Below are 20,924 nucleotides of genomic sequence, written 5' to 3' on the forward strand. Positions count from 1 at the left end.
CATCTAATGGCATTAGAACGTCTTCACCCTTAGTTTATTGAATCATTCTGCTTCGTTTGCTAATTTTCATAGGAGTTAAACCTCAAAACCCTCTTTTATATGCTATTGTCACTCCCCAGTTGGATAAAAATATATTTTGCGTTTACGTTTAATTAATGGCTAAATTCGGGAACATACATTTAATCGATGACTTGAAAACTAGGATGGATGCTAATGGGAATTTCAGTTAAAAAAATAATATATCACCTGATTAAGTTAAGAGGTAGAATCTTTTTTCCATTTGTCATTTTATACATATTAGTTGCTGCATATGTTGCTTTTTCTATAGAGCCACAAACGTTCGAATCTTATTTAACCTCCGTTTACTGGGTTCTCACAACACTTGCTACGGTTGGTTTTGGAGACTATGCACCGGTCACCGATCTTGGAAAAGCATTTACCATTGTTCTTTACATCACGGGTATCGGGCTGGTTAGTGTTTTTATTGGGAAAATGATTAAATCTGTACATCTTATCGAAAAATTTAAAGTTGGTGGAAAAATGAAATATAAAGGTGAAAATCATATTATACTGATTGGATGGAGCGATAAGTCAAAATCATCTATCCAAGAAATTTTAAAATCTGATAAAACCATTGATATTGTAATCATTGATAACTTGGAAAAAGCGCCAATGATGGAAGAGCGTCTGTTTTATGTTCGTGGGGATGCTACTGATGAAGAGACATTACTCCGTGCAAATTTATCTAGAGCAAAAGGTGTGATCATTTTTGCCGATCAAATAACACAAGCAAGTTATGCTACAAAAGATCCATTACTGGTCGATGGGAAGACATTACTAGTTGCCACTGCCATAACATCCATTGAAGAAAAAATGAATACGCCTATTCATGTCACCGCCGAGGTAATTAATCAAAAACATATCCGTTTATTCAAGCATGTGAAGGTCGATGAATTTATTCCTACACAAGAAATGATTTCCCACGCCGCAGTAAGATCATTATTTTCTCATGGAGTGATTCATATGTATTCTGAACTTATGAGCAGACAGTACGGAGAAAGTATGTATGAGATTCCTAAACAAGATGAATGGAGAACCTATCGGGATGCTTTTATGGATCTTCTTAACAAAGGAGCCACACTGGTAGCAGATCATGGCGACCTCCATATAAACCAAAAATTGGATGAACTAATTCCTGACGGAGCACAACTTTTCGTTATTTGTGATAAAGAAACTATTTCCAAAATAAATTCAAATGCATGACATTAAAAGCCAAAACCTTTAGAGATGCTATACTAGCATCTTTTATTAATTTTCTTATTAAAAATCGCTTGGCCCAATTTTTTATATTTTTGAATGAGCTCAACTTCGTGTCGACTGGCTCCCTCTCCGTTTTTGTATTTCCCAACCAAACGATAATTTATTTTTCCTAACTTCATTAGTTTCACCACCCAAACGGTACAAACACAAAAAACACCATCTCCGAAGAAGTGGTGTTTTCGTAGAGAAACCGTGTTCCTGACGCTCTCTCAAGGGTTTTAACACCCAATGATTCCTACTGGGTTCGAACCAGCGACCTCTACCCTGTCAATTCACATGGCGGTGTTTCCTATGATTTCTTATAATGTCCCCAAACCCCTTCATATCAAGGGTTTGAGGACATTTTTCATATGAACCGTTTCCCGCTGTTTCCTATTGTTATTTCGAGTGTGTGACCAGTTTGGTGACCACTTTTTGAAACTTAAGTCTAAATTTATCTTCAATACTCTTTTCTTATATTAGTTCTGCAGTTCCTGTTTGGCATTCTGTAGCCATTGAACCAACCAGTCGTTCTGAAGAATAATAGGTCGGAGGATAGCATCGCCGATGCCGAGACGTTTGCACAAATGATAAAACAGGACTGTGTGCATACGCTTGTTGGCAAAGTATAACTCCCATCCTTTAAAATAGTAGTCTGGTACGTCGCCGATGTGCGTATAATAATCCCTTGTATTGGTTACGTCCCCTGCAAATGTCGGTTTGAAACAAAGTTTTACTGTTTATAAGAAAGTCGTACCGTTTATAAAAAAGATGAACCGTTTTAAATGGTCCTAGGTAAAGCAAAAAGGAGAGAAAAACACCTTCTCTCCTTTACCTTAAACGTACCTTCATCACTTTAGACGATAGAAGAACTAGGGCTAACACCAATTCCTCCTTGTCAATCTTTCTACTAATCTCGACCTATTTCAGGGAGTGGCAGCGGTACCGCAACCCGATTCAACCTACCTTTTGTAATAAATTGGTAAAGCACAAGAACCGTCTCCTTGTTTCTATGCCTCTTTTCCCTTTTTATAATAGGTTTCCATTACGTCTTTTGGAACCATGCTGCCTCCTGTTCCCCAAGCGATATGTGTTACATTTTTAATTTTATCTTCTAAATGGTTACTCTCTATATACTTTTGTCCAGCTTCATCTTTGAATAATTGAATTGGACCATGGACTCCAGCTAATGCAGAAGGCTCCAATTGAATATTTTCTGTGTCGGATAACATACTTAAAAGTACGTATAACTGCTCATCTTGTACAGTATAGGATCCACTTATTAGGTTTTCTAATGTTTTCCCGACGAAACCAGAAGCTCTACCAACAGCGAGCCCATCTGCATCAGTAATGTTATCAATACCAAAATCTTGTACGGATACTTTATCATGCATACCTGTCATTAATCCGATAACCATACATGGTGAATGTGTTGGTTCGGCAAAGAAGCAATGGACAAGATCTTTGAAAACTAACTTTAACCCAAATGCTACTCCACCAGGTCCGCCGCCTACTCCACATGGCAGATAAACAAATAATGGATGATCCTCATCTACAACTACATTCATTTCTTCTAATTGCTTTTTTAATCTAAAAGCTGCAACAGCATACCCTAAAAACAAGTTAATTGAATTTTCATCATCAATAAAGTACATGTTTGGATCAGCTTCTGCTTGTTTTCTGCCTTCCTCTACTGCCTTGCTATAATCTGATTCATACTCAATGACTGTAGCACCCTTGCTTCTAAGGAGGTCTTTCTTCCATTGTTTTGCGTCAGCCGACATATGAACATAAACCTTAAACCCTAATTGCGCACTCATGATTCCAATACTAAGTCCTAGGTTTCCAGTTGATCCTACTGCAATAGAATACTTAGAGAAGAACTCTTTAAATTTATCACTATCGATAATTGAATAATCATCTTTTACTGTTAGCATGTTATTCGCAATAGCTAAATCTTCCGCATGTTTTAAAACCTCATAAATACCGCCTCTTGCTTTAATTGATCCCGAAATAGCAAGATGACTATCACATTTGAGCAATAATTGACCTGAGATTTCTTGATGATAGGTCTCTTCTATTTTGCTTTGCATAGTAGGAATTGGAACAATAGGTGATTCAATAATCCCTTTCGTTTTTTCTGTTTCTGGAAAAACTTTAGCTAGATATGGAGCAAATCTATTTAATCTTTCTTCTGCATCTTTTACATCCTTCTCTGATAAGGAAATCTTTTTTATCGCATCTGCAAATTTTTCATATTTAGAATTTGTCCAGAATACTTCTTCCGTTGAAATGATCTTGCTCATTAAAGGATATTCCTCTTCCCACTGCTTAATCGTTTTTCCTTCAATTATCTGATTTTCCATGCTGACCATCTTCCTTTCATTAAAGTATAAAATTTGGATCCAACGCCAGCGACTAGCAAACTTCACCCTCCACCACTTCGATCGGTGCGGTACTAGCTATCTCATTAATTACGGAATGCTCCAGTTTGCTCATCGCTAAGCGGGCGCTTCGCTTTTTTATATAAATTGGGCTAAAAGTAATACTCCACCAAGTGCAACAACCGATGCAATAACAGTTGCAGCAGTGAAGCTCTTAAACGCGTCTGGTAATGATAATCCCAAATATTCTTTTACAAGCCAGAAAGCAGAGTCGTTAACATGACACCATCCAATAGCTCCAGCACCAATAGCTAGAACTGCAATTTCTGGACTTAAAGTTGGATAAACAGCCAACAATGGACCTATAATACCCGCAGCACTAAGCATGGCTACCGTAACAGATCCAATAGCAAGGTGTAAAATGGATGCTACTAGCCAAGCCAGAATAATTGGGTTCATATTTAATGATTGCATAATATTAGATAACTCTGTACCTAACCCACTATCAACTAAAAATGCATTATAAGCACCGCCACCACCAATGATCAATAAGATGGCTGCAATTGACTTAAATCCTTCCTCAGTATGCGATAACAGCTCTTTCATCTTTAGTCCACGGGAAAGGCCTAGTGTATAATAAGCTACAAATACTGAAATAAGTAAAGCGATAATTGGATTACCTAAAAATGCAAAAAGATTATAAGAAAAAGAACCTTCTGCAAAATATATATCACCTACTGTTTTTCCTACCATAATGAATAAAGGTAAAAGAATCGTAAATAAGGTAATTCCAAACCCAGGAAGCTTCTCATCTGGAGTTGGAGCTTTTACTTCTAATTCACTAGATGCATCACTCTTGCACTTACGACTAATGAACTTAGCAAAGATTGGTCCAGCAATGATTGCAGTAGGTGTTCCTATAAGAAGTGCATAGAAAATAACTTTCCCAACATCAGCACCCAATATTTCGGTAATAGCAAATGCTGCAGGATGTGGAGGTACCATTGCGTGTACAACCATCAGAGATATAGCCAAAGGAATTCCAACCCTTAGTAGCGACATATTAGCTTGTCTAGCAACAATGAAAATTATTGGAAAAAGTAAAACAAAACCTACTTCAAAGAATACAGGAATTCCAGCAATTAAGCCTATAAGTGACATAACCCAAGGCGCACGTTTTTCTCCCAAAGCATTTAGCATTGTTCGCGCTAAGCGTTCAGCACCACCAGATATCTCCAACATCTTACCTAAGATCGTTCCAAAGCCGATTACAACAGCTAGTGACCCAAGCGTTCCACCTACTCCGCTTTCAATGGAAGTAACAATATCGGTTAGGGGCATACCTGTAGCTAATCCAATAAAAATACCCGCCAAAACTAATGAAATAAACGGATGTACTTTAAGTTTAAGTATAAGAAATATAAGTAATACGATAGATAAAAATAATATAAGCATCATCATTGCACCTGTTTGCATTTTATATTCATTCCTTTCACTCCGCTCGAGGCAGAAAATAGTATGATATACGTGTGTCTAAAGCAATATTTTTTGCTAATCTTGAGCCGAGGAGATAACAATTATCTACCAATCCCGCGGAGGTGAGTTGGCTGCTCCAATTGTAGAGTTTTCAGATTTTTATGTGTGTAGATCGCCTTTCAAAGAAATGATGATTACCATGACTGACAGCAACCTAGATGTTCTTTTCAAATTTTTTAAATAAGTCATCATTTATGGCTAATTTGGTATGCTCTTTTATTCGTTTATTAATAAAACTAGTTAATTTGAATCTTAGATTAGTTGTTATACATGACTGTGATCCCTACATAAACCAATTTTCAGCTGATATCCCCCTCCCTCATAGTAGAAATCATTGTTGATATTTCGGGGGGCCATGCCATAAAAAGAGCGAGTAAAACCTCCCTTGCAAACAGCAAATACATTCCAAAATATAGTTATGAAAATAGGTTTTGAAATGATCTTTACCGCAACGAATCCTTATGTTTACAAACCCAATATTTAGGTTCAGCTGTCGGAAGCGCTTTCAAAATACCTACAATCCTTTCAAAATATAATTTAGAAAGCCCGAAATTTCAAAAATTAAATATAACTTAATTTATTTAATACAACTTAATGATAGCGCTTTTATAAGGTAAAATCAAGAATAAAATTAATTATGATTTAATTAATTAAATATTATTTAACTAAACCTATAAAAAAATAACCGCTCTATTTCTCTTGTTCGTGCATAAAAAGCACATCATAACAGGAGTTATAGAACGGTCAAAGAAATCGCTTACCGTATTATATTTTTTAAAATGTGGGAGGTGTAACAGCAAAAATGATCGTTACTTCTTTATCTGTGTTATTTTCCCATTTATGCTGTACGCCAGGTGGTATTTTTACACTGTCCCCAGTATTTAAAGTCTCAATATCATCACCAATATGTAAAATGATACTGCCTTCTAACACGTATGCGACTTCTTCTCCAATGTGAACAACAGGATTTTCAGCTGAATTAGACAGCGGCGGTATTTTCATTAGGACCATTTCAATTGAGCCGCTCAAATCTGGGGATAGCAACATATACTCCATATTTTGTGGTGGTGGAAATACGATTTTTTTTCTGGAATTTGCTCTTGTTATTAAATCCTTACTTTTCTCAGACTGGGAAAAAAAACTAAGTAATGGCACCTCTAATGCATCTGCAATCACTCTCAGAGTATTTAGTGATGGATTGGTAAGCCCTCTTTCAATTTGACTTAACATTGATGATGAGACATTCGTTTTTTCAGCTAATTGTTTAATATTATAATTCTTTTTTATACGAAAGCTAGCAATTGCTTTTCCTAATTCTAGATTATCCACAACTCATCATACCTTTCATAAAATACCTCAAGATCATTTTTATCTCTCTCCTTAAATTAAATATATCACGAACCTTTCATTATTAAAATTAAAGGTTTCGGGGTAGATGCAAAGGCATTAAGTAAGGTATTAGGGCAAAATTTTGGTTATTGGGAAAAGGAACTGGGATCGCGATGCATAGGCACTGCAGTCTGCCATTTGGAATAAATTAGGGGGACAAAAGAACCGTCCCCTTGCTTCACGGCACACAAAAAAAATCACATAAGAAATGTGCTGTTTATTATAGCGGATTTACTTTATCATTCACATTTAAGTTTTCAATGATATACGATTAATAGTTGGAATGTCCAGCAGGTGATTTTCACTTTGATTCCCTTCCCATATTCATAAGTGGACTGCTTGAATTGGCACGCTCACTTAATGTCTCGTCTGTCAGTGATTCTAAGTATCGTTGAGTAGTTAAAATGCTCGTATGACCCAATAAACGTGACAAGGAATAAATGTCGATCCCATTCATTAATGACGTTAAGGCAAAGTAATGACGAAACGTATGGGGTGAAATCCGTTTTCCTTTGACTCCCGCCCGTTCACCCGCTTCCTTTACTATCTTATCCAATGATACATGAGAAAGCCCCTGTCCTTGATAAGACAAAAAGTAAGCATCCTCTTTGAGTATTTTATCTTTCACATAATTTCTGCGGATTCTCTCATACTTGATTAGCACTTTTTTTAATGCTGGACTTATATATGCAGTACGCTCCTTGTTTCCTTTTCCGTGGACAAGAATGGATGTTTCCCCCACACTTTCATAAGTAAGTGAACGTAACTCCATAGCTCTAAGCCCACAATCCGCCAGCATGCCGATGATTGCCTTATTTCGGGCTATCTTCTATCTTGATAGTTCTTATAGCTAAACGCTTCTATCATGCCGTATATGTCCTCTGCGTTAAATCCCTTCAACACTTTCTTTGGTACCTTGGGCGTTTCGACCTTTTTCATTAAATTTTCTTCCTGATACCCTTCATTGACACACCAATTAAAAAACGCTGAAACCATCTTATACATCGACACAACACTCTGCGGCTGTAGACCCGACTGTTGCTTAAAGCGGATATAGGCTCTCAAATCGTCTAAATGAATACTTTCAAGTTGTGAAATTCCCCGCTTCTCTTTCAAGTATAGTTTAAGGTTCTTTAGTTCCTGTTTCTTGTTAATTAAAGTCTTTTTCGTGAACCCTTTTGCTAAACAGTAATAGACGTACTCCTCAATTACATCTTCTAACTCCATAAAAAAACCACCTTCCTTGGTTAATCTTTCACAAGAAAAGGTGGTTATCGTTATTCAAAAGAGAAATTAACCAAAATAAAGCCAAAATAGTGATGAAGGTTTAACCTTTTACGCTATTTTAACAAATGAACAATGGATTAAAACTGCCTTAAATGCGGTTCCATCCCCTATCCAACAAGGAATTATTTCTCTTGTTGTTTATTCATTTGCGCCATCATTTGATTGATTTTCTTTTGTGATGGTTTTTGTCCCATTTGCATCATCATCATTCGCAGCATTTGCTCGTTAATTGGTGGATTTTTCTTCAAATAATCCATCATGTAACGGCGTGCGATGAAAAAACCGATGGCAACGCCGGCAGCGAGTGCCAGTATAGCCGTAAGCACATACCAAAACATAAACGTGTTCCTCCTTCAAGTTGTCTATTCAAAGTGTACTAAACCATTGATGATTATACAATAAGGGCGGGTAAATTTTTGTTGATTGTTGCCGAAAAAAAAGTCCGGAACAAAGGTCCCGGACTTTTCAATTCTTATTTTTCTAGAAGAGCTTTTACTCGTGCCACAATATTTTCAGCTGTAAAGCCATATTCTTTCATTACAGTTTCACCTGGAGCAGAAGCACCAAACTGATCGATCGCCAGTACGTCGCCTTCTTCTCCTGTGTAACGGTGCCAGCCATATGAAGAGCCCATCTCGATACCAAGACGTTTCTTCACTGACTTCGGAATAACGGACTCTTTATATGCTGCATCCTGTTGTTCAAAACGGTCAAATGATGGCATGCTGACCACATTTGCATGAATGCCTTCGCTAAGAAGTGCTTCCTGTGCTTCAACGGCGATGCCAACTTCAGAACCGCTCGCAAGAAGAAGAACATCTGGTGTTTTTTCTGCTTTCACAACTGTGTAAGCACCTTTTTCAACACCTGTATGCGACTGCTCTTCTGACGATGGCAGAACCGGCAAGTCTTGACGTGTCAAGATGAGCGCTGTCGGCGTTGATTTACTTGTCAGCGCTTGTTTCCATGCAGCTGCTGTTTCGTTTCCATCAGCTGGACGAATCACAGACAAGTTCGGCATTGCGCGTAATGAAGACAATTGTTCAATCGGCTCATGTGTCGGACCATCTTCTCCTACCGCAATACTGTCATGTGTGAATACATATGTGACAGGAAGACCCATCAACGCTGCTAATCGAATCGCTGGACGAAGGTAGTCAGAGAACACGAAGAATGTCCCGCCAAATACTTGAAGACCGCCATGTAGGGCCATACCGTTCATCGCCGCACCCATTGCGAATTCGCGTACACCAAACCAGATGTTGCGTCCTTCATACTGTCCTGGCATGAAATCGCCAACGTTTTTGATTGTTGTTTTGTTTGAACCAGCAAGGTCAGCAGATCCTCCGATAAGTGTCGGTACGTTTTTCGCGATTGCATTTAATGCATCACCTGACGTTGCACGCGATGCAGAAGCTGTTCCTTCTTTATAAACAGGCAGATCAGCATCCCATCCGTTAGGAAGTTCACCGCTAATCGCTTTTTCAAGCTGTGCTGCCAATTCAGGGTAGTTTTCTTTGTATGATGCAAATGATTTTTCCCATTCAGCTTGCGCCTGCGCACCACGACCAACAGCGGCTTCTTCAAAACGGTTGTATACTTCGTCCGGCACGTGGAAATCTTGATCAAATGTCCACTTGTAATATTCTTTTGTTAACTTCATTTCGTCTGCGCCTAGTGGAGCACCATGTGATTCAGATTTACCCGATTTGTTTGGAGAACCATAGCCAATCACTGTTTTTACTTCGATGATTGTTGGGCGATTGTCTTCTTTTTTCGCAGATTCAAGCGCGTTTGTCACAGCTTCAAGATCGTTACCATCTTCTACACGGATATAATTCCATCCGTATGCTGTAAAGCGGCCTTCTACACTTTCAGAGAATGATTTGTCCAGATCCCCATCAAGTGAAATGTCATTTGAATCATAAAGAAGAACGAGACGATTTAATTTCAAATGTGCTGCAAGCGACGCTGCTTCTGATGCAACACCTTCCATTAAATCACCATCACCGCAAAGTGCGTATGTATGGTGACCAATGACTTCGTGTCCATCTTTGTTATAAACAGATGCAAGATGACGTTCTGCCATTGCCATACCGACAGCCATCGCAATCCCTTGTCCAAGCGGACCTGTTGTTGCTTCAACGCCGTCTGTATGTTTATATTCCGGATGACCCGGTGTTTTACTTCCCCACTGACGGAAATTTTTAAGCTCGTCAAGCGGCAAATTATAGCCAGCAAGGTGAAGCAAGCTATATAAAAGCATGGAACCGTGACCTGCAGACAATACGAACCGATCCCGGTTAAACCATTGTGGATTTTTCGGATTGTGGTTCATTACTTTCGTCCAGAGTGCATACGCCATCGGAGCAGCACCCATCGGCAAACCCGGATGGCCGGAATTCGCTTTTTCAATTGCATCAATAGATAGTGTACGGATTGTTGTGACCGCTAGTTGGTCTGTTTTATCAAACATGTGATCCATCCTTTCAAAAGGTGATTTACTCCTCTATATTAAATGTCTTTTGAAGAATACACAACAATAAAGCAGAACAATGTGAAAAAAAAGAGAAAATTATCAGATTTTCTCTTTTTTTCACATTCCTTAATTTAACTTTTTTCTTTTTTGAATATCCCGTACTTTTTTTGGTGTTACTTCATCGCCGTTCGGATCAAAAATACGGACAGATTCGACTGTCTGACGCATTGATGAGCGGAATGTTGTTAAATATTCTTTACGAAGCGCAGATTGCTCTTTTAATTCAGCATCCGTCAACGACGTTTCTTTCGCTTTTTTCGCTAATTCATTTATGCGTGCAATCTTTTCAGATGATAACATCGGGATCATGCTCCTTTCTATTCATGCCGTTATCGTACACAACAGAACGAAACATGACAAGAAAAAAGCTTACTGATTAATGGATTCATTTCCTTTGTATTCTATGTAGCGCCGATGAACCGTCGCACGCGAAATATTGTATCCAAATCCTCGTAATGTTGCCGCAATCTCCTCATATGTTAAGCCATTTTCACGAAGCCGAACAATTTCTGTCACCGGAATTTCTTTTCGGCTGCGTCCTTGATCATTGCCACGATTTTTCAAGTTTTTTTCAGGTCGATATCCTTTAGCTACTGCCCGTTTCATTCCCCGTTTAATCTTCAAATTATGAATTTTCCGCTGATATTCTTCTACCATGCTCACAATTTGTAAAATCATTGAATCTGAATCAGACATGTGCAGTTCACCGTCATCCGCAATGCTGTAAACGACTGCACCTTCTTTCACTATACAATGGATAAGGGCAATTTTAGCATTCCCGCGTCCAATTCTTGTTTCATCTTGAATTAAAACGGCTTCAATATCATCCTTTTTTACTAGATCGAGCAGTTCAAGCATCCCTGGCCGATCGAGGTCATATCCACTCGCCTGATCTTTAATAATAGCTGCTGTTTGAAATCCTTTTGCTTTTGCTAGTGCTTTTAGTTCTTCTTCCTGTCTTTCAAGTGACGTTCTCTGCTCTTCTTTTTCTGTACTCACTCGGCAATATATAACCGCTTTTTTCATCCATTATCAGTCTCCATCCGCCAATTGCAGCCCCCCGTTATTTTTTACAGACGGTACCGGAATAATAAGCTGTTCCCCTGGCAAAATTTTCGTTGTGATCAAATCATTTTCATCCTGTACCCACTTAATAAATTCTATTTCATCCATATTATGAAATGTTTTATACTCTTCCGCCAAACTCCAAAGCGAATCTCCTTTTGCTACTTTTATTTCGGAATAGGACGGGCCCTCTGCTCCGCTAAATGTAAAATAGAAGGCTGCTAATATAATCATTCCGGCTAATATTAACATAAATACATAATTTTTGGCTTTCTCCACTAAGAACACCCTTTCTCCGAATACTCGTTCGCTCTTTATCCTCATAATAAAACGAACACTCGTTTTAGTCAAGCAAAATTCCGAACCTACGTTTGTCATTTTCCAGAACACATGTTATACTGTAGGCAAATAGAAAACAAGAGAGGTGTAAGAATTGACAAAACTATCAAAACGGCAACAAGACATTCTTGATTTCATTAAGGATGAAGTAAGAAGAAAAGGATATCCGCCTTCCGTACGTGAAATTGGTGAAGCGGTTGGACTTGCTTCAAGCTCAACTGTTCATGGGCACTTGGCGAGACTGGAAAGCAAAAACTATATTCGCCGCGACCCAACAAAACCGCGTGCGATTGAAATTTTAGATACGGATAGTTCTGTACCAAAACAGCACCCGGTTAACGTACCCGTTATTGGCAAAGTGACAGCGGGCATACCCATTACAGCCATTGAAAACATTGAAGAGTATTTTCCCCTTCCTGAGCGGCTCGCTCCACCAGATGAGAACGTGTTTATGCTCGAAATCGTTGGCGAAAGCATGAAAGAAGCTGGTATTTTAAATGGTGACTATGTTGTTGTCAAACAGCAGCAAACAGCAAAAAACGGTGATATTGTCGTTGCTATGACAGAAGATGATGAAGCAACAGTTAAACGCTTTTTTAAAGAGGCTGACCACATCCGTCTTCAACCTGAAAATGCATCGATGGAGCCTATTTTGCTTCCAACGGTCACCATTTTAGGAATCGTAACCGGCGTGTATCGAGAAGTTATTTAAAACAACTGCTTGTCCGCATACTCCACGTTATGATGGACCAATGAAGTGTATGACAACACAAAAAATCCCCTCGGTTTTCAGGGGATTTTTTCAAAACAATTAAAAAACACTCTGTCAGAAGACAGAGTGTTTTCTCGAAATTTGCGGCGTCCAGACCATGCTCCACAACATGTTCCTAAAAGGATTGTCCGTCCGTCTTACGCAAATGAGCTCATCGCATACATAAATATATAAGATATTTCACTCTTTGTCAACATGCTTTGTCATATTATGAAAGGAACGGTTTATTAATAAAGACATCTATTCCCAAAATGAGCATTATCTATTTTATACTTGCTGCTGTTTGGCTTCTCGCGGCCGTAAGTTTTAATTGAAACAGAAAAATTAAAACTTCAATTGAAACAAATTGAATTACATGATGTAAAAGATGAAGCCAATTTTTTTATAAAGTAACAGCAGATTCATTTAAACAGAATCGGCCGCTACTTTGTAAATAATTAATTTCCCGCTCCTCTATACTTGGTGATACCGATATTCCACATGATAACAGAGAACGTAAAGAACACAATGCCAATGACAGGTGTCATAAACGCGTACGCATACCAGTCTTCCCGACCTAAAAAGTACGTCGCCGGATAGACACCAACAAACGCAAATGGCAAAATCCATGTAAGCACAAATCGGATAATATGATTATAAATATCAACTGGATAACGGCCATAGTTGCCGATATTGTATATCATCGGCATGATGCTTGTCGGGCTATCGGACCAAAAACTAATGCTCGCGACCAGAACAAAAATCGCCGAATACACAAGCGTACCGCCAAGTACCATCAAGACAAAAATAAACGGATCATACCATGTAAAGCTTAGCCCCAATCTGCTGCCTGCATAGAACATAACGCCTATTCCTGTAATTACACCAAAGAGCGATTCCAGTTCCATCCGTTCAAGCACAATTTGAAAAAGACTATGTATCGGCCGTGTTAAAATACGATCCATTTCTCCTTTTACGATATACCGTTCATTAAAATCCCATATGTTAAAAAAGGCTCCAAAGATTGCAAATGGCACAAGAAAAAATCCATAAATAAAAATAATTTCGTCTCGCGACCAGCCGCTAATAAAAGAAGTATGGTTAAAAACGAGTAAAATAAAAATGAAATTAACCGCTTGCGATAACAAATCTGACACAATTTCAATGAAAGTATCAACACGGTATATAAACCTCGTCTTTAAATACTGGGCGGCATATTGAAAAAAGATCGCTGTATATTTCATATGTTACCCCCCTTGAACGACTAATTGCTTTCTGGCAATCAGCCATAGTACTTGAATAGGCACAATTAAGATTAATACCCAAACAAATTGAAACAATAGTGCATTCACCACCGCGAACCCTCTCAAACTTTCTGTAAAAATCATGCTTGGAACATAACTGATTCCTTGAAACGGCAGAAAATCCATAATCCGCTGCGCCCATCCTGGAAAAAAACTAATCGGTAGCAATAATCCCGAAAAAAGGTCAATAATGACACGTTTTGCTCGAATTAAACCCGTGTTATTAAAAAAGAAAAACGTCAATATGCCTGTTAATAAATTAATTTGCATATTGATTAAAAAACTAAAAACGAGTGCCAATACAAATAAAATCCACACAGCCGGATCCTTTGAAAATGTGATGGGGAAAATAAGCGCAACGATCACCATGCCTGGAATCGAGAAAAAGGATAATCGAAAAATACCTTCTCCGAATCCTTGCATTGTTTTCATAAGTAAATAATTGTAAGGCCGGATCAATTCAACTGCCACTTTGCCTTCTTTAATTTCTTGTGCAATTTCCCGATCAATATTATTAAAATAAAAGGCCCTTGCCATCCACGCAATCGCAATATATGACGTCATTTGAAGACTGGACATTCCTTCAATCGATCCTTTTTCCCCATAAATTGCTGTCCATAGAAAATAGTAAGCTCCAATATTAATACTGTAAATTAAAATGCCACTGTAATAATTGGTACGATAGGCAAGCATCATGAGAAAACGAATTCGGATCATTTCAATATACTTACCCATGCATCATGCCTTCTTCATAAATATTTCGGATAATGTCCTCAATCGACATTTCATGCACTTTTAAATCCATTATTTTATAGGCCGCAACGACTCGTCCAATCGCATTTGAGATAACCTGTTCATCATTTTTCACGTTTGCGACCCATACATTGTTCCGATCCCCTGGCATCCATACAGCATCCAATCCTTCTAATAAAGGTGTTAAACGTTCTCTTGTTATATGAAGATCCACAAACTGAAATTCAATTTGCTTTCCTTCTCCCCAATTAGATCGCAAATGGGCAAGCTTCCCATCATAAATGATTTTTCCTTCATCTAACATTACAACTCTTTCACAAAGCGCCTCAATATCAGTTAAATCGTGTGTCGTCAGTAAAATAGTCGTATTGTATTTTTCATTCATTTCTTTTAGAAACTCACGAATTTTCAACTTTACGAGTACATCCAGCCCGATTGTCGGTTCATCTAAAAACAACAGAGGGGGATTATGAAGAAGAGCAGCTGCCAGCTCACATCGCATTCGCTGACCGAGTGACAGTTTTCGAACCGGTTTATCTAAAAGCGGCGCAATGTCTAGTGATTTAATGACATGATTCATATGATCGTTGTATACATCATCTGGCACATTGTACACTTTCTTTAACAAACGGAACGATTCTTGGACTGCAATGTCCCACCATAACTGTGACCGCTGTCCAAATACTACTCCGATCGATCGAACAAACTGCTCGCGCTCTTTATGCGGATCCATCTCATTGACCTTCACCATACCCGAAGTCGGTGTTAAAATACCCGTCAGCATTTTAATACTCGTTGACTTACCCGCTCCATTTTCACCGATATAACCGACCATCTCACCGCTTTTCACGGTAAATGAAATATCATTCACCGCTGGAACAACCTTATAATTGCGCGTAAACAGATCACGAAACGCTCCTTTTAATCCAGAGCGGCTCGAATGTGACTTAAATTCTTTGCGTAACTCTTTTACTTCAATCATATTTTCTACCATATACGACTCCTCTTTCTTTATATCTTAATTAGTTTACCGAAGAGTTCGGTAAGTGACAATGCTCTTTCCTTTTCTTCTCCTACAAAAAACTGACCAGGCTTTAAGTACCTGATCAGTTTTTATTGTTTGATTCATTCCAACTTCTCTTTGCTGCTTTCAACAACGTTATCAATATATTTAGCAAAAAAAATCAAAAAATAAATTATTTTTTTCGTTATGCTATATATGAAGGGATGGTGCAATATCTTTGAACTATGACAGTATCATCCAAAAAATGATAAATTGGATTGAATCTCATTTGCATGAGCCAATTTCCGCAAATGATATTGCGAATATTTCTAGATTTTCAAAATATCATTTTCACAGAGTTTTTCAAACCTCTGTTGGAATGTCTGTTTCAGAATACATTCGAATGAGGCGTCTCGCCAACGCCGCAATTACTCTTCTTCACACAGACGAAAGAATTATTGATATTGCTTTGCATTTTCAGTTCGAATCACAAGAAGCATTTACACGTACATTTAAAAAATTATATCACTTACCGCCTGGTCAATATAGAAGGCTAATGGGAAATATAGCAACTAAATGGGAGGATTCAAATATGGAAGAAGAAATCAAAGGATGGTTTTTAAGCGGCAGCCATCCGTTTAACTACGAAATGGGGTCTGATCATAAAATTGTACATCAAGGAAGGGTATCAGGGTACTTACAATCAAAAACCGTACAGAATAGCGGTGAATTTGCGACAATGATGCAGCATTTTAAAGCTGACCAATTTAAGGGGAAAAGAATTAAACTATCAAGTTTCATTAAAACAAAAGATGTTGAACAATTTTCAGGATTATGGATGAGGGTAGATAATTCGACAGATGATATTCTTCAATTTGATAATATGAGTAATAGGCCTATTACTGGAACAAGAAATTGGAATCATTACTCTATTGTTCTTGATGTACCTGAAAACAGTACACTTATATCATTTGGCGTTCTACTTACAGGATCTGGACAAGTATGGATTGATGGACTTAAATTTGAGGAAGTTGATAATAATACCCCATCGACCCATATTCCTTTTGATAATAAAATATTAGACGAACCAACAAATTTATCATTCGAACAATGAAAAGAGATGTCTTAAATCATACTTATTCGTTAACGAGCTTGTTAAAGATAGATTAAGAGCACTGACCAGGCATCAGTGCTTTCTTCGTCATAGTTTAATTTTATTCACTTCAATAATAAGTAGTTCCGTTAGTTCCTCTGTCAGTTCCTAAATTTTCAAGAGAGATGTCGTTTGTCCTTCTGTAGACGAAGCGACTTTCGACTTTTTACAAAATAGTTATCTTCCTTAGTTTACATTCATGTGATTTATTTTTATAAGTCAGATCCTCTTTTAATAATCGCATCGCCAAATTTTCGTTTAATGGCATCTACCGTTTTAAGAAGCGGTTCAATTTTATCAGCTTCTTCTGCATACGAAAAAATGTCCAACTGTGCTGTCTGTTCCCTTTTTTTCACTACATTTTGTGCCGTAATCCCAATTAGCCGAACAGGGTTACCGTCCCAATGTTTAAAAAAGAGGGTTTCTGCATGTTTAATAATATCCTCCGCTTCATCAATGTCTTTCTCCAGCGTTTGGCTCCTCGTAACCGTTTTAAAATCCCCATAACGAATCGTTATTTGAAGCGTATTGGATACGACTTTTTTCTGTTTTATCCGCTGACTGACAGAACAAGCCAAGCTATTGATTTTATCTGCAATATCCTTTATTTCGGTCACATTTTTCGGGAACGTTGACGAATTGCCTACGCTTTTAAACGTGGTGTTTGCTTCAGGATTTACAGGCCGCTCGTCTTTCCCATTCACTCGTTCATGCAGTTTCACACCTCTCACGCCGAGAATACTTTCCAGTAATTTCACCTCTGCTCTTGCCAGGTCACCCATCGTTAAAATGCCCTTGTCCTGCAGTTTTTTTGCCGTTTTTTTGCCAACTCCATGCATTTCAATAACGGGTTTCCCCCATAAAATATGTTCAATATCCCGTTTACGCAACACCGTTAACCCGAGCGGTTTTTGCATATCACTTGCCATTTTCGCTAGAAATTTATTCGGCGCGATCCCGATGGAAATCGGGATGTGAAAGAGCTTCAATATATCTTTCTGTATCATTTGAGCAATCTCCATTGGCGTGCCAAGATGTGCACAGTTCGTAATATCCAAATAGGCTTCATCAATGGAGGCATATTCAATAATCGGTGAAATCTCGGTTAAAAATGCAAATATTTTCGCTGAATACTCGCGGTACAGCTTATGATTAGGCTTTTTCACAACGGCTTCTGGTACGAGCTTTTTCGCTTCCCAGAGAGGCATTGTTGTATAGATGCCGCGGTTTTTACATAAGTAATTCGCTGCTACTACAATCCCTTTTCGCTCACCTGGATTTCCTGCCACGATGACCGGTTTATTCTGCAAGGTTGGATCTTCCGCCATTTCTACACTTGCAAAAAAAGCGTTCGCATCAATATGAAAAATCACCCGTCCTTTTTTCGGATAAAAAGCGCTCACAATTTCGCCTCCTATTCAATAAACAAATAAACGCGCTGCATGGCGCGTCTTATTTTACTCATATATTTTAATCAGGCCAAGCTTTCTATCGCTTGTTTAACAGTCGCATATGTTTTAACAGTTGAAAAATCAATACCGTCTCGCACAACTCTCGCTGCTAAATCAGGGCGTATACCTGTTGCAATAATGGTTATACCTAGCAAGCTCAGAATATCATGAATATTAAAGAGATGGGTTGCAACCTCTGTATTAATGGTGACGATACCTGAAAAATCCATAATCAGACATTCAATTCCCAGTTCAGAAATTCTTTGCACTACGTTGTTTAGAAGGTGTTCTGTCCTGTCAGCATCAATTGAACCAATCAGCGGAAGAACAGCCATCCCGTCCTGAATCGGCACAACAGGAGCAGATAATTCATTTATCTCTCGAGTTCTCTCTTTAATGACATTTGCTATAAAGCGTTCATACGCACGAATGGTCTCTGTAATACTAATATCAAACATATAATTCGTCTGTCTATTAATCATGGTAACTTCTTCTATAGTAAGTCCATGTTCCATCGTGATCGCAGTGATACGTTTTATAAAAACTAATCGTGTATCAGGATAACGTTCAATAATGCTTGAAACTTTCCCCATCATAGATGCTTCACGTTCTCCATTCCACTTGCTCCATTCAATAAGCTCCTCTGGCACTTTCTCATCTCCACGAGTAATTGCCTGTCCTAAAAATCCTATAAATGCAGCATAAACAATAATTGCCTGCTCAATTTCCTCTTTAGGTACTTCAAATTCAAATTTAGCAATAATATCATCCACAATTTCGTTAGCTAACAATTCTGCATTTTCAGTAAAATATTTAGCAACAGATGCAATCGAATTCATCACTTTACACACCCTTATCTATTTGATCGTTTACTGTTTATTGACACTTTCTACTGCTATTCACTTCATTGATTTATTATTTCAAATTAATATCCGCCGAGCAAATTTCAAGTTACTCACATTATACTTTAAAATAATGAAATAGTTTGTTTAAATTACTGGACCTTACCGCCATCCAAATAAAAAACACCTGCAAGAGGTGTTTTTTATTCTGTTGCTTATTCAATTAAAAAACTCCTTTATCCAAACGATGCCTAAATCCGTGTATTAATGATTTGTTAAAAATTCTATTTTCTTTCTAGGATTTTTTCGAATTTTAATGTAATAATCTCCAGAGATCGGGAATTTAAATAGCTTAATTCCCATTAATTTTAACGGGGTCCAAATTTCTTTCATCTGATATACCGGCATATAAATCTTCCTTTCTTTATAATTAGATGAATGCTCCTATTCGTTTACTGAATTATCCATTTTATTCAGGCTAAGCCTATGTAGTGTTGGGGCCTCCTTTGTTCCAACGACGTTATTCTTAAAAATATTTTTAAGTATATAATTCAATTATAAAACATATATATAACTTTCTTAACACTTTTTCATCGACATTTTCTTCAGCAATTCGCGTTTATTGATGATATAATTCGACAAAAAACGCAGTCCACTGCGGTTCATGACTATAGCAATTCACAGAAAAAACCCCCTCGAACCTTTAGTTCAAGGGGTACACTTCTGTTAAATTTCGATATCTACAACGATACTATCTACCCGGCCCACCTCGCGAATATAAGCAGCAACTGCTTGGTGTTCTGGATGTGGTCCATACGCTTCAAGAGCTGCTTGATTTTCAAAGCGAGTTGTTAAGACCACTTGATAACCTTGGTTTTTATCGGAAAAATTCAGGCCTGCTTGAATATCAATAAGTCCTTCAAGATGATTCTGCAAAGCTTTAAATCGTCTTACCACTTCTTGTAATTGTGCTTCTGTTGTCGTTTCCTCAAATTTAACGAGTACAATATGATCGATCATTTGGCTTCCTCTTTTCTCTTTTGATATACATAACTATACCATTTTTTAAATAAGGAGAGAAAGATTATAGCCTTTTCTTTTGCTTATGGATTACCTGTCATCCTTCTTGATAACTCAAGGAACCATTTTTGATCATCAGTTGAAACCGCCATATCGATCATTGAATCCCAATCTTCTTTAGCCAATGTTAAACCTAGCGGCACGATGTATTCAACCTCTATTACGCCAAGAACGGGTTTCATTTGACGGATTCGTTTATTGAAATATGTGGAGACTTGTATAATGTATACTTCATTGCGCAACCGTGAAAAATCTCTAATATAGCCAATAATCCGTTCAGATCCTTGAGCAACAAGCACCCAATCACCTATTTTAAGCATCATATTTCCCCCTACACTTCAGATAGAACCTCCTCAACTGCCGTAATTTCACTTTGTCATCTTTTCCCTTAGGAACACTGCTATTAACAGTAGATGCTTGTAGGCGCTCTTATGCCACTGGATAGCTAAACAATATGAAAAATGACGTTATTATTTTTCTTTAGGAATTATTATAATTTTGAATTTTACACAATATGAAATTAGTTATATTTATCTGACGTTTTAAAACTTTTTTATACGATCGATCCTTTGTTTTATGCTGGAGGCTTCTGCCCAATCACCGAAGGAATTTTCCATACTTGTATTGAGGCTGTGTTAGACAATATTGTTGATGATATGAACGTAAAATAAAAAGTCTTGCTCATGTGAGCAAGACTTTTTATCAGTTCTTTCTGTTTCAATATTTTCATTTAAGCTTTTCACTCTTAG

21 protein-coding genes and 1 pseudogene are annotated in these 20,924 nt (G+C 37.8%); 3 read left to right on the forward strand and 19 right to left on the reverse strand.

Annotation, left to right across the window (positions count from 1 at the left end):
* The first annotated feature begins 213 nt into the window (after positions 1-213).
* Complete coding sequence (locus ACZYRN_RS12600) at positions 214-1,263, forward strand: ion channel (RefSeq protein WP_488911939.1); 1,050 nt, start codon at positions 214-216, stop codon at positions 1,261-1,263.
* A 32-nt stretch (positions 1,264-1,295) separates the two neighbouring features.
* Here the strand turns inward: ACZYRN_RS12600 and ACZYRN_RS12605 are convergent, their stop codons facing one another.
* The 12 genes and pseudogenes from ACZYRN_RS12605 to yneA form a co-directional block, all read right to left on the reverse strand.
* Complete coding sequence (locus tag ACZYRN_RS12605; RefSeq protein WP_488911940.1) at positions 1,296-1,439, reverse strand: hypothetical protein; 144 nt, start codon at positions 1,437-1,439, stop codon at positions 1,296-1,298.
* A gap of 339 nt (positions 1,440-1,778) precedes the next feature.
* Positions 1,779-2,006: pseudogene (locus ACZYRN_RS12610) on the reverse strand (HEPN domain-containing protein); the annotation flags it as partial.
* Positions 2,007-2,309: 303 nt separating this feature from the next.
* On the reverse strand, positions 2,310-3,665 hold the full coding sequence (gene dsdA, locus ACZYRN_RS12615; protein WP_488912050.1) for a D-serine ammonia-lyase: 1,356 nt from the start codon (positions 3,663-3,665) through the stop codon (positions 2,310-2,312).
* 156 nt (positions 3,666-3,821) lie between these two features.
* Positions 3,822-5,159, reverse strand: coding sequence for a GntT/GntP/DsdX family permease (locus tag ACZYRN_RS12620; RefSeq protein ID WP_488911941.1), 1,338 nt, complete (start codon positions 5,157-5,159; stop codon positions 3,822-3,824).
* Positions 5,160-5,993: 834 nt separating this feature from the next.
* Complete coding sequence (locus ACZYRN_RS12625) at positions 5,994-6,548, reverse strand: helix-turn-helix domain-containing protein (RefSeq protein ID WP_488911942.1); 555 nt, start codon at positions 6,546-6,548, stop codon at positions 5,994-5,996.
* A gap of 361 nt (positions 6,549-6,909) precedes the next feature.
* Entirely contained in the window at positions 6,910-7,380 is a 471-nt protein-coding gene (locus ACZYRN_RS12630; protein WP_488911943.1) for a tyrosine-type recombinase/integrase, read from the reverse strand.
* Positions 7,381-7,430: 50 nt separating this feature from the next.
* A complete protein-coding gene (locus ACZYRN_RS12635; RefSeq protein WP_488911944.1) occupies positions 7,431-7,835 on the reverse strand; it encodes a tyrosine-type recombinase/integrase in 405 nt (134 codons plus the stop codon).
* Positions 7,836-8,017: 182 nt separating this feature from the next.
* Entirely contained in the window at positions 8,018-8,233 is a 216-nt protein-coding gene (locus ACZYRN_RS12640; RefSeq protein WP_488911945.1) for a YneF family protein, read from the reverse strand.
* Between the two features lie 134 nt (positions 8,234-8,367).
* Positions 8,368-10,371, reverse strand: coding sequence for a transketolase (tkt, locus tag ACZYRN_RS12645; protein WP_488911947.1), 2,004 nt, complete (start codon positions 10,369-10,371; stop codon positions 8,368-8,370).
* Between the two features lie 129 nt (positions 10,372-10,500).
* Complete coding sequence (locus tag ACZYRN_RS12650) at positions 10,501-10,734, reverse strand: DUF896 domain-containing protein (protein WP_488911948.1); 234 nt, start codon at positions 10,732-10,734, stop codon at positions 10,501-10,503.
* A 69-nt stretch (positions 10,735-10,803) separates the two neighbouring features.
* Entirely contained in the window at positions 10,804-11,460 is a 657-nt protein-coding gene (locus tag ACZYRN_RS12655) for a YneB family resolvase-like protein (RefSeq protein WP_488911949.1), read from the reverse strand.
* A 6-nt stretch (positions 11,461-11,466) separates the two neighbouring features.
* Entirely contained in the window at positions 11,467-11,778 is a 312-nt protein-coding gene (gene yneA, locus ACZYRN_RS12660) for a cell division suppressor protein YneA (protein ID WP_488911950.1), read from the reverse strand.
* Positions 11,779-11,932: 154 nt separating this feature from the next.
* Between yneA and lexA the strand changes: the two genes are divergently transcribed.
* Positions 11,933-12,550: a transcriptional repressor LexA gene (gene lexA / locus ACZYRN_RS12665; RefSeq protein WP_018392791.1), complete on the forward strand. Its 618-nt coding sequence runs from the start codon at positions 11,933-11,935 to the stop codon at positions 12,548-12,550.
* 497 nt (positions 12,551-13,047) lie between these two features.
* On the opposite strand, the gene ACZYRN_RS12670 is transcribed toward lexA, so the two are convergent.
* Genes ACZYRN_RS12670 through ACZYRN_RS12680 form a run of 3 tightly spaced genes read right to left on the reverse strand, consistent with a single transcriptional unit; the run spans position 13,048 to position 15,640 of the window.
* Entirely contained in the window at positions 13,048-13,833 is a 786-nt protein-coding gene (locus ACZYRN_RS12670; RefSeq protein WP_488911951.1) for an ABC transporter permease, read from the reverse strand.
* A 3-nt stretch (positions 13,834-13,836) separates the two neighbouring features.
* Entirely contained in the window at positions 13,837-14,628 is a 792-nt protein-coding gene (locus ACZYRN_RS12675) for an ABC transporter permease (protein WP_488911952.1), read from the reverse strand.
* Positions 14,621-15,640 (reverse strand): ABC transporter ATP-binding protein, encoded by a 1,020-nt coding sequence (locus ACZYRN_RS12680; RefSeq protein ID WP_488911953.1) that lies wholly within the window; start codon positions 15,638-15,640, stop codon positions 14,621-14,623. The genes ACZYRN_RS12675 and ACZYRN_RS12680 overlap by 8 nt, the downstream gene beginning before the upstream one ends.
* Before the next feature lie 274 nt (positions 15,641-15,914).
* Here ACZYRN_RS12680 and ACZYRN_RS12685 point away from each other — a divergent pair, with 274 nt between their 5' ends.
* Entirely contained in the window at positions 15,915-16,763 is an 849-nt protein-coding gene (locus tag ACZYRN_RS12685; RefSeq protein WP_488912051.1) for a helix-turn-helix domain-containing protein, read from the forward strand.
* A 251-nt stretch (positions 16,764-17,014) separates the two neighbouring features.
* Here ACZYRN_RS12685 and ACZYRN_RS12690 read toward each other — a convergent pair whose 3' ends face one another.
* The 4 genes from ACZYRN_RS12690 to ACZYRN_RS12705 all read right to left on the reverse strand — a co-directional run bounded on the left by ACZYRN_RS12690 (position 17,015) and on the right by ACZYRN_RS12705 (position 20,495).
* The gene (locus tag ACZYRN_RS12690; RefSeq protein ID WP_488911954.1) at positions 17,015-18,205 is read right to left on the reverse strand and encodes a DNA polymerase IV; all 1,191 of its coding nucleotides are present in this window, start codon (positions 18,203-18,205) and stop codon (positions 17,015-17,017) included.
* A gap of 71 nt (positions 18,206-18,276) precedes the next feature.
* Positions 18,277-19,092, reverse strand: a complete 816-nt coding sequence (locus tag ACZYRN_RS12695) for an STAS domain-containing protein (protein WP_488911955.1) — start codon at positions 19,090-19,092, stop codon at positions 18,277-18,279.
* A gap of 729 nt (positions 19,093-19,821) precedes the next feature.
* Positions 19,822-20,115, reverse strand: a complete 294-nt coding sequence (locus tag ACZYRN_RS12700; RefSeq protein WP_488911957.1) for a Dabb family protein — start codon at positions 20,113-20,115, stop codon at positions 19,822-19,824.
* 83 nt (positions 20,116-20,198) lie between these two features.
* Positions 20,199-20,495, reverse strand: a complete 297-nt coding sequence (locus ACZYRN_RS12705; protein WP_488911958.1) for a hypothetical protein — start codon at positions 20,493-20,495, stop codon at positions 20,199-20,201.
* Positions 20,496-20,924 lie beyond the last annotated feature (429 nt).

Source organism: Domibacillus sp. F004, assembly GCF_057814295.1.

Excerpts from the sequence above, each read along its gene's own strand:
- ACZYRN_RS12600 (WP_488911939.1), top strand. The coding sequence starts at position 214 with ATGGGAATTTCAGTTAAAAAAATAATATATCACCTGATTAAGTTAAGA.
- ACZYRN_RS12605 (WP_488911940.1), bottom strand. The coding sequence starts at position 1,439 with ATGAAGTTAGGAAAAATAAATTATCGTTTGGTTGGGAAATACAAAAAC.
- dsdA (WP_488912050.1), bottom strand. The coding sequence starts at position 3,665 with ATGGAAAATCAGATAATTGAAGGAAAAACGATTAAGCAGTGGGAAGAG.
- ACZYRN_RS12620 (WP_488911941.1), bottom strand. The coding sequence starts at position 5,159 with ATGCAAACAGGTGCAATGATGATGCTTATATTATTTTTATCTATCGTA.
- ACZYRN_RS12630 (WP_488911943.1), bottom strand. The coding sequence starts at position 7,380 with ATGGAGTTACGTTCACTTACTTATGAAAGTGTGGGGGAAACATCCATT.
- ACZYRN_RS12635 (WP_488911944.1), bottom strand. The coding sequence starts at position 7,835 with ATGGAGTTAGAAGATGTAATTGAGGAGTACGTCTATTACTGTTTAGCA.
- ACZYRN_RS12640 (WP_488911945.1), bottom strand. The coding sequence starts at position 8,233 with ATGTTTTGGTATGTGCTTACGGCTATACTGGCACTCGCTGCCGGCGTT.
- tkt (WP_488911947.1), bottom strand. The coding sequence starts at position 10,371 with ATGTTTGATAAAACAGACCAACTAGCGGTCACAACAATCCGTACACTA.
- ACZYRN_RS12650 (WP_488911948.1), bottom strand. The coding sequence starts at position 10,734 with ATGTTATCATCTGAAAAGATTGCACGCATAAATGAATTAGCGAAAAAA.
- ACZYRN_RS12655 (WP_488911949.1), bottom strand. The coding sequence starts at position 11,460 with ATGAAAAAAGCGGTTATATATTGCCGAGTGAGTACAGAAAAAGAAGAG.
- ACZYRN_RS12670 (WP_488911951.1), bottom strand. The coding sequence starts at position 13,833 with ATGAAATATACAGCGATCTTTTTTCAATATGCCGCCCAGTATTTAAAG.
- ACZYRN_RS12675 (WP_488911952.1), bottom strand. The coding sequence starts at position 14,628 with ATGGGTAAGTATATTGAAATGATCCGAATTCGTTTTCTCATGATGCTT.
- ACZYRN_RS12680 (WP_488911953.1), bottom strand. The coding sequence starts at position 15,640 with ATGGTAGAAAATATGATTGAAGTAAAAGAGTTACGCAAAGAATTTAAG.
- ACZYRN_RS12685 (WP_488912051.1), top strand. The coding sequence starts at position 15,915 with ATGATAAATTGGATTGAATCTCATTTGCATGAGCCAATTTCCGCAAAT.
- ACZYRN_RS12695 (WP_488911955.1), bottom strand. The coding sequence starts at position 19,092 with ATGAATTCGATTGCATCTGTTGCTAAATATTTTACTGAAAATGCAGAA.
- ACZYRN_RS12700 (WP_488911957.1), bottom strand. The coding sequence starts at position 20,115 with ATGATCGATCATATTGTACTCGTTAAATTTGAGGAAACGACAACAGAA.
- ACZYRN_RS12705 (WP_488911958.1), bottom strand. The coding sequence starts at position 20,495 with ATGCTTAAAATAGGTGATTGGGTGCTTGTTGCTCAAGGATCTGAACGG.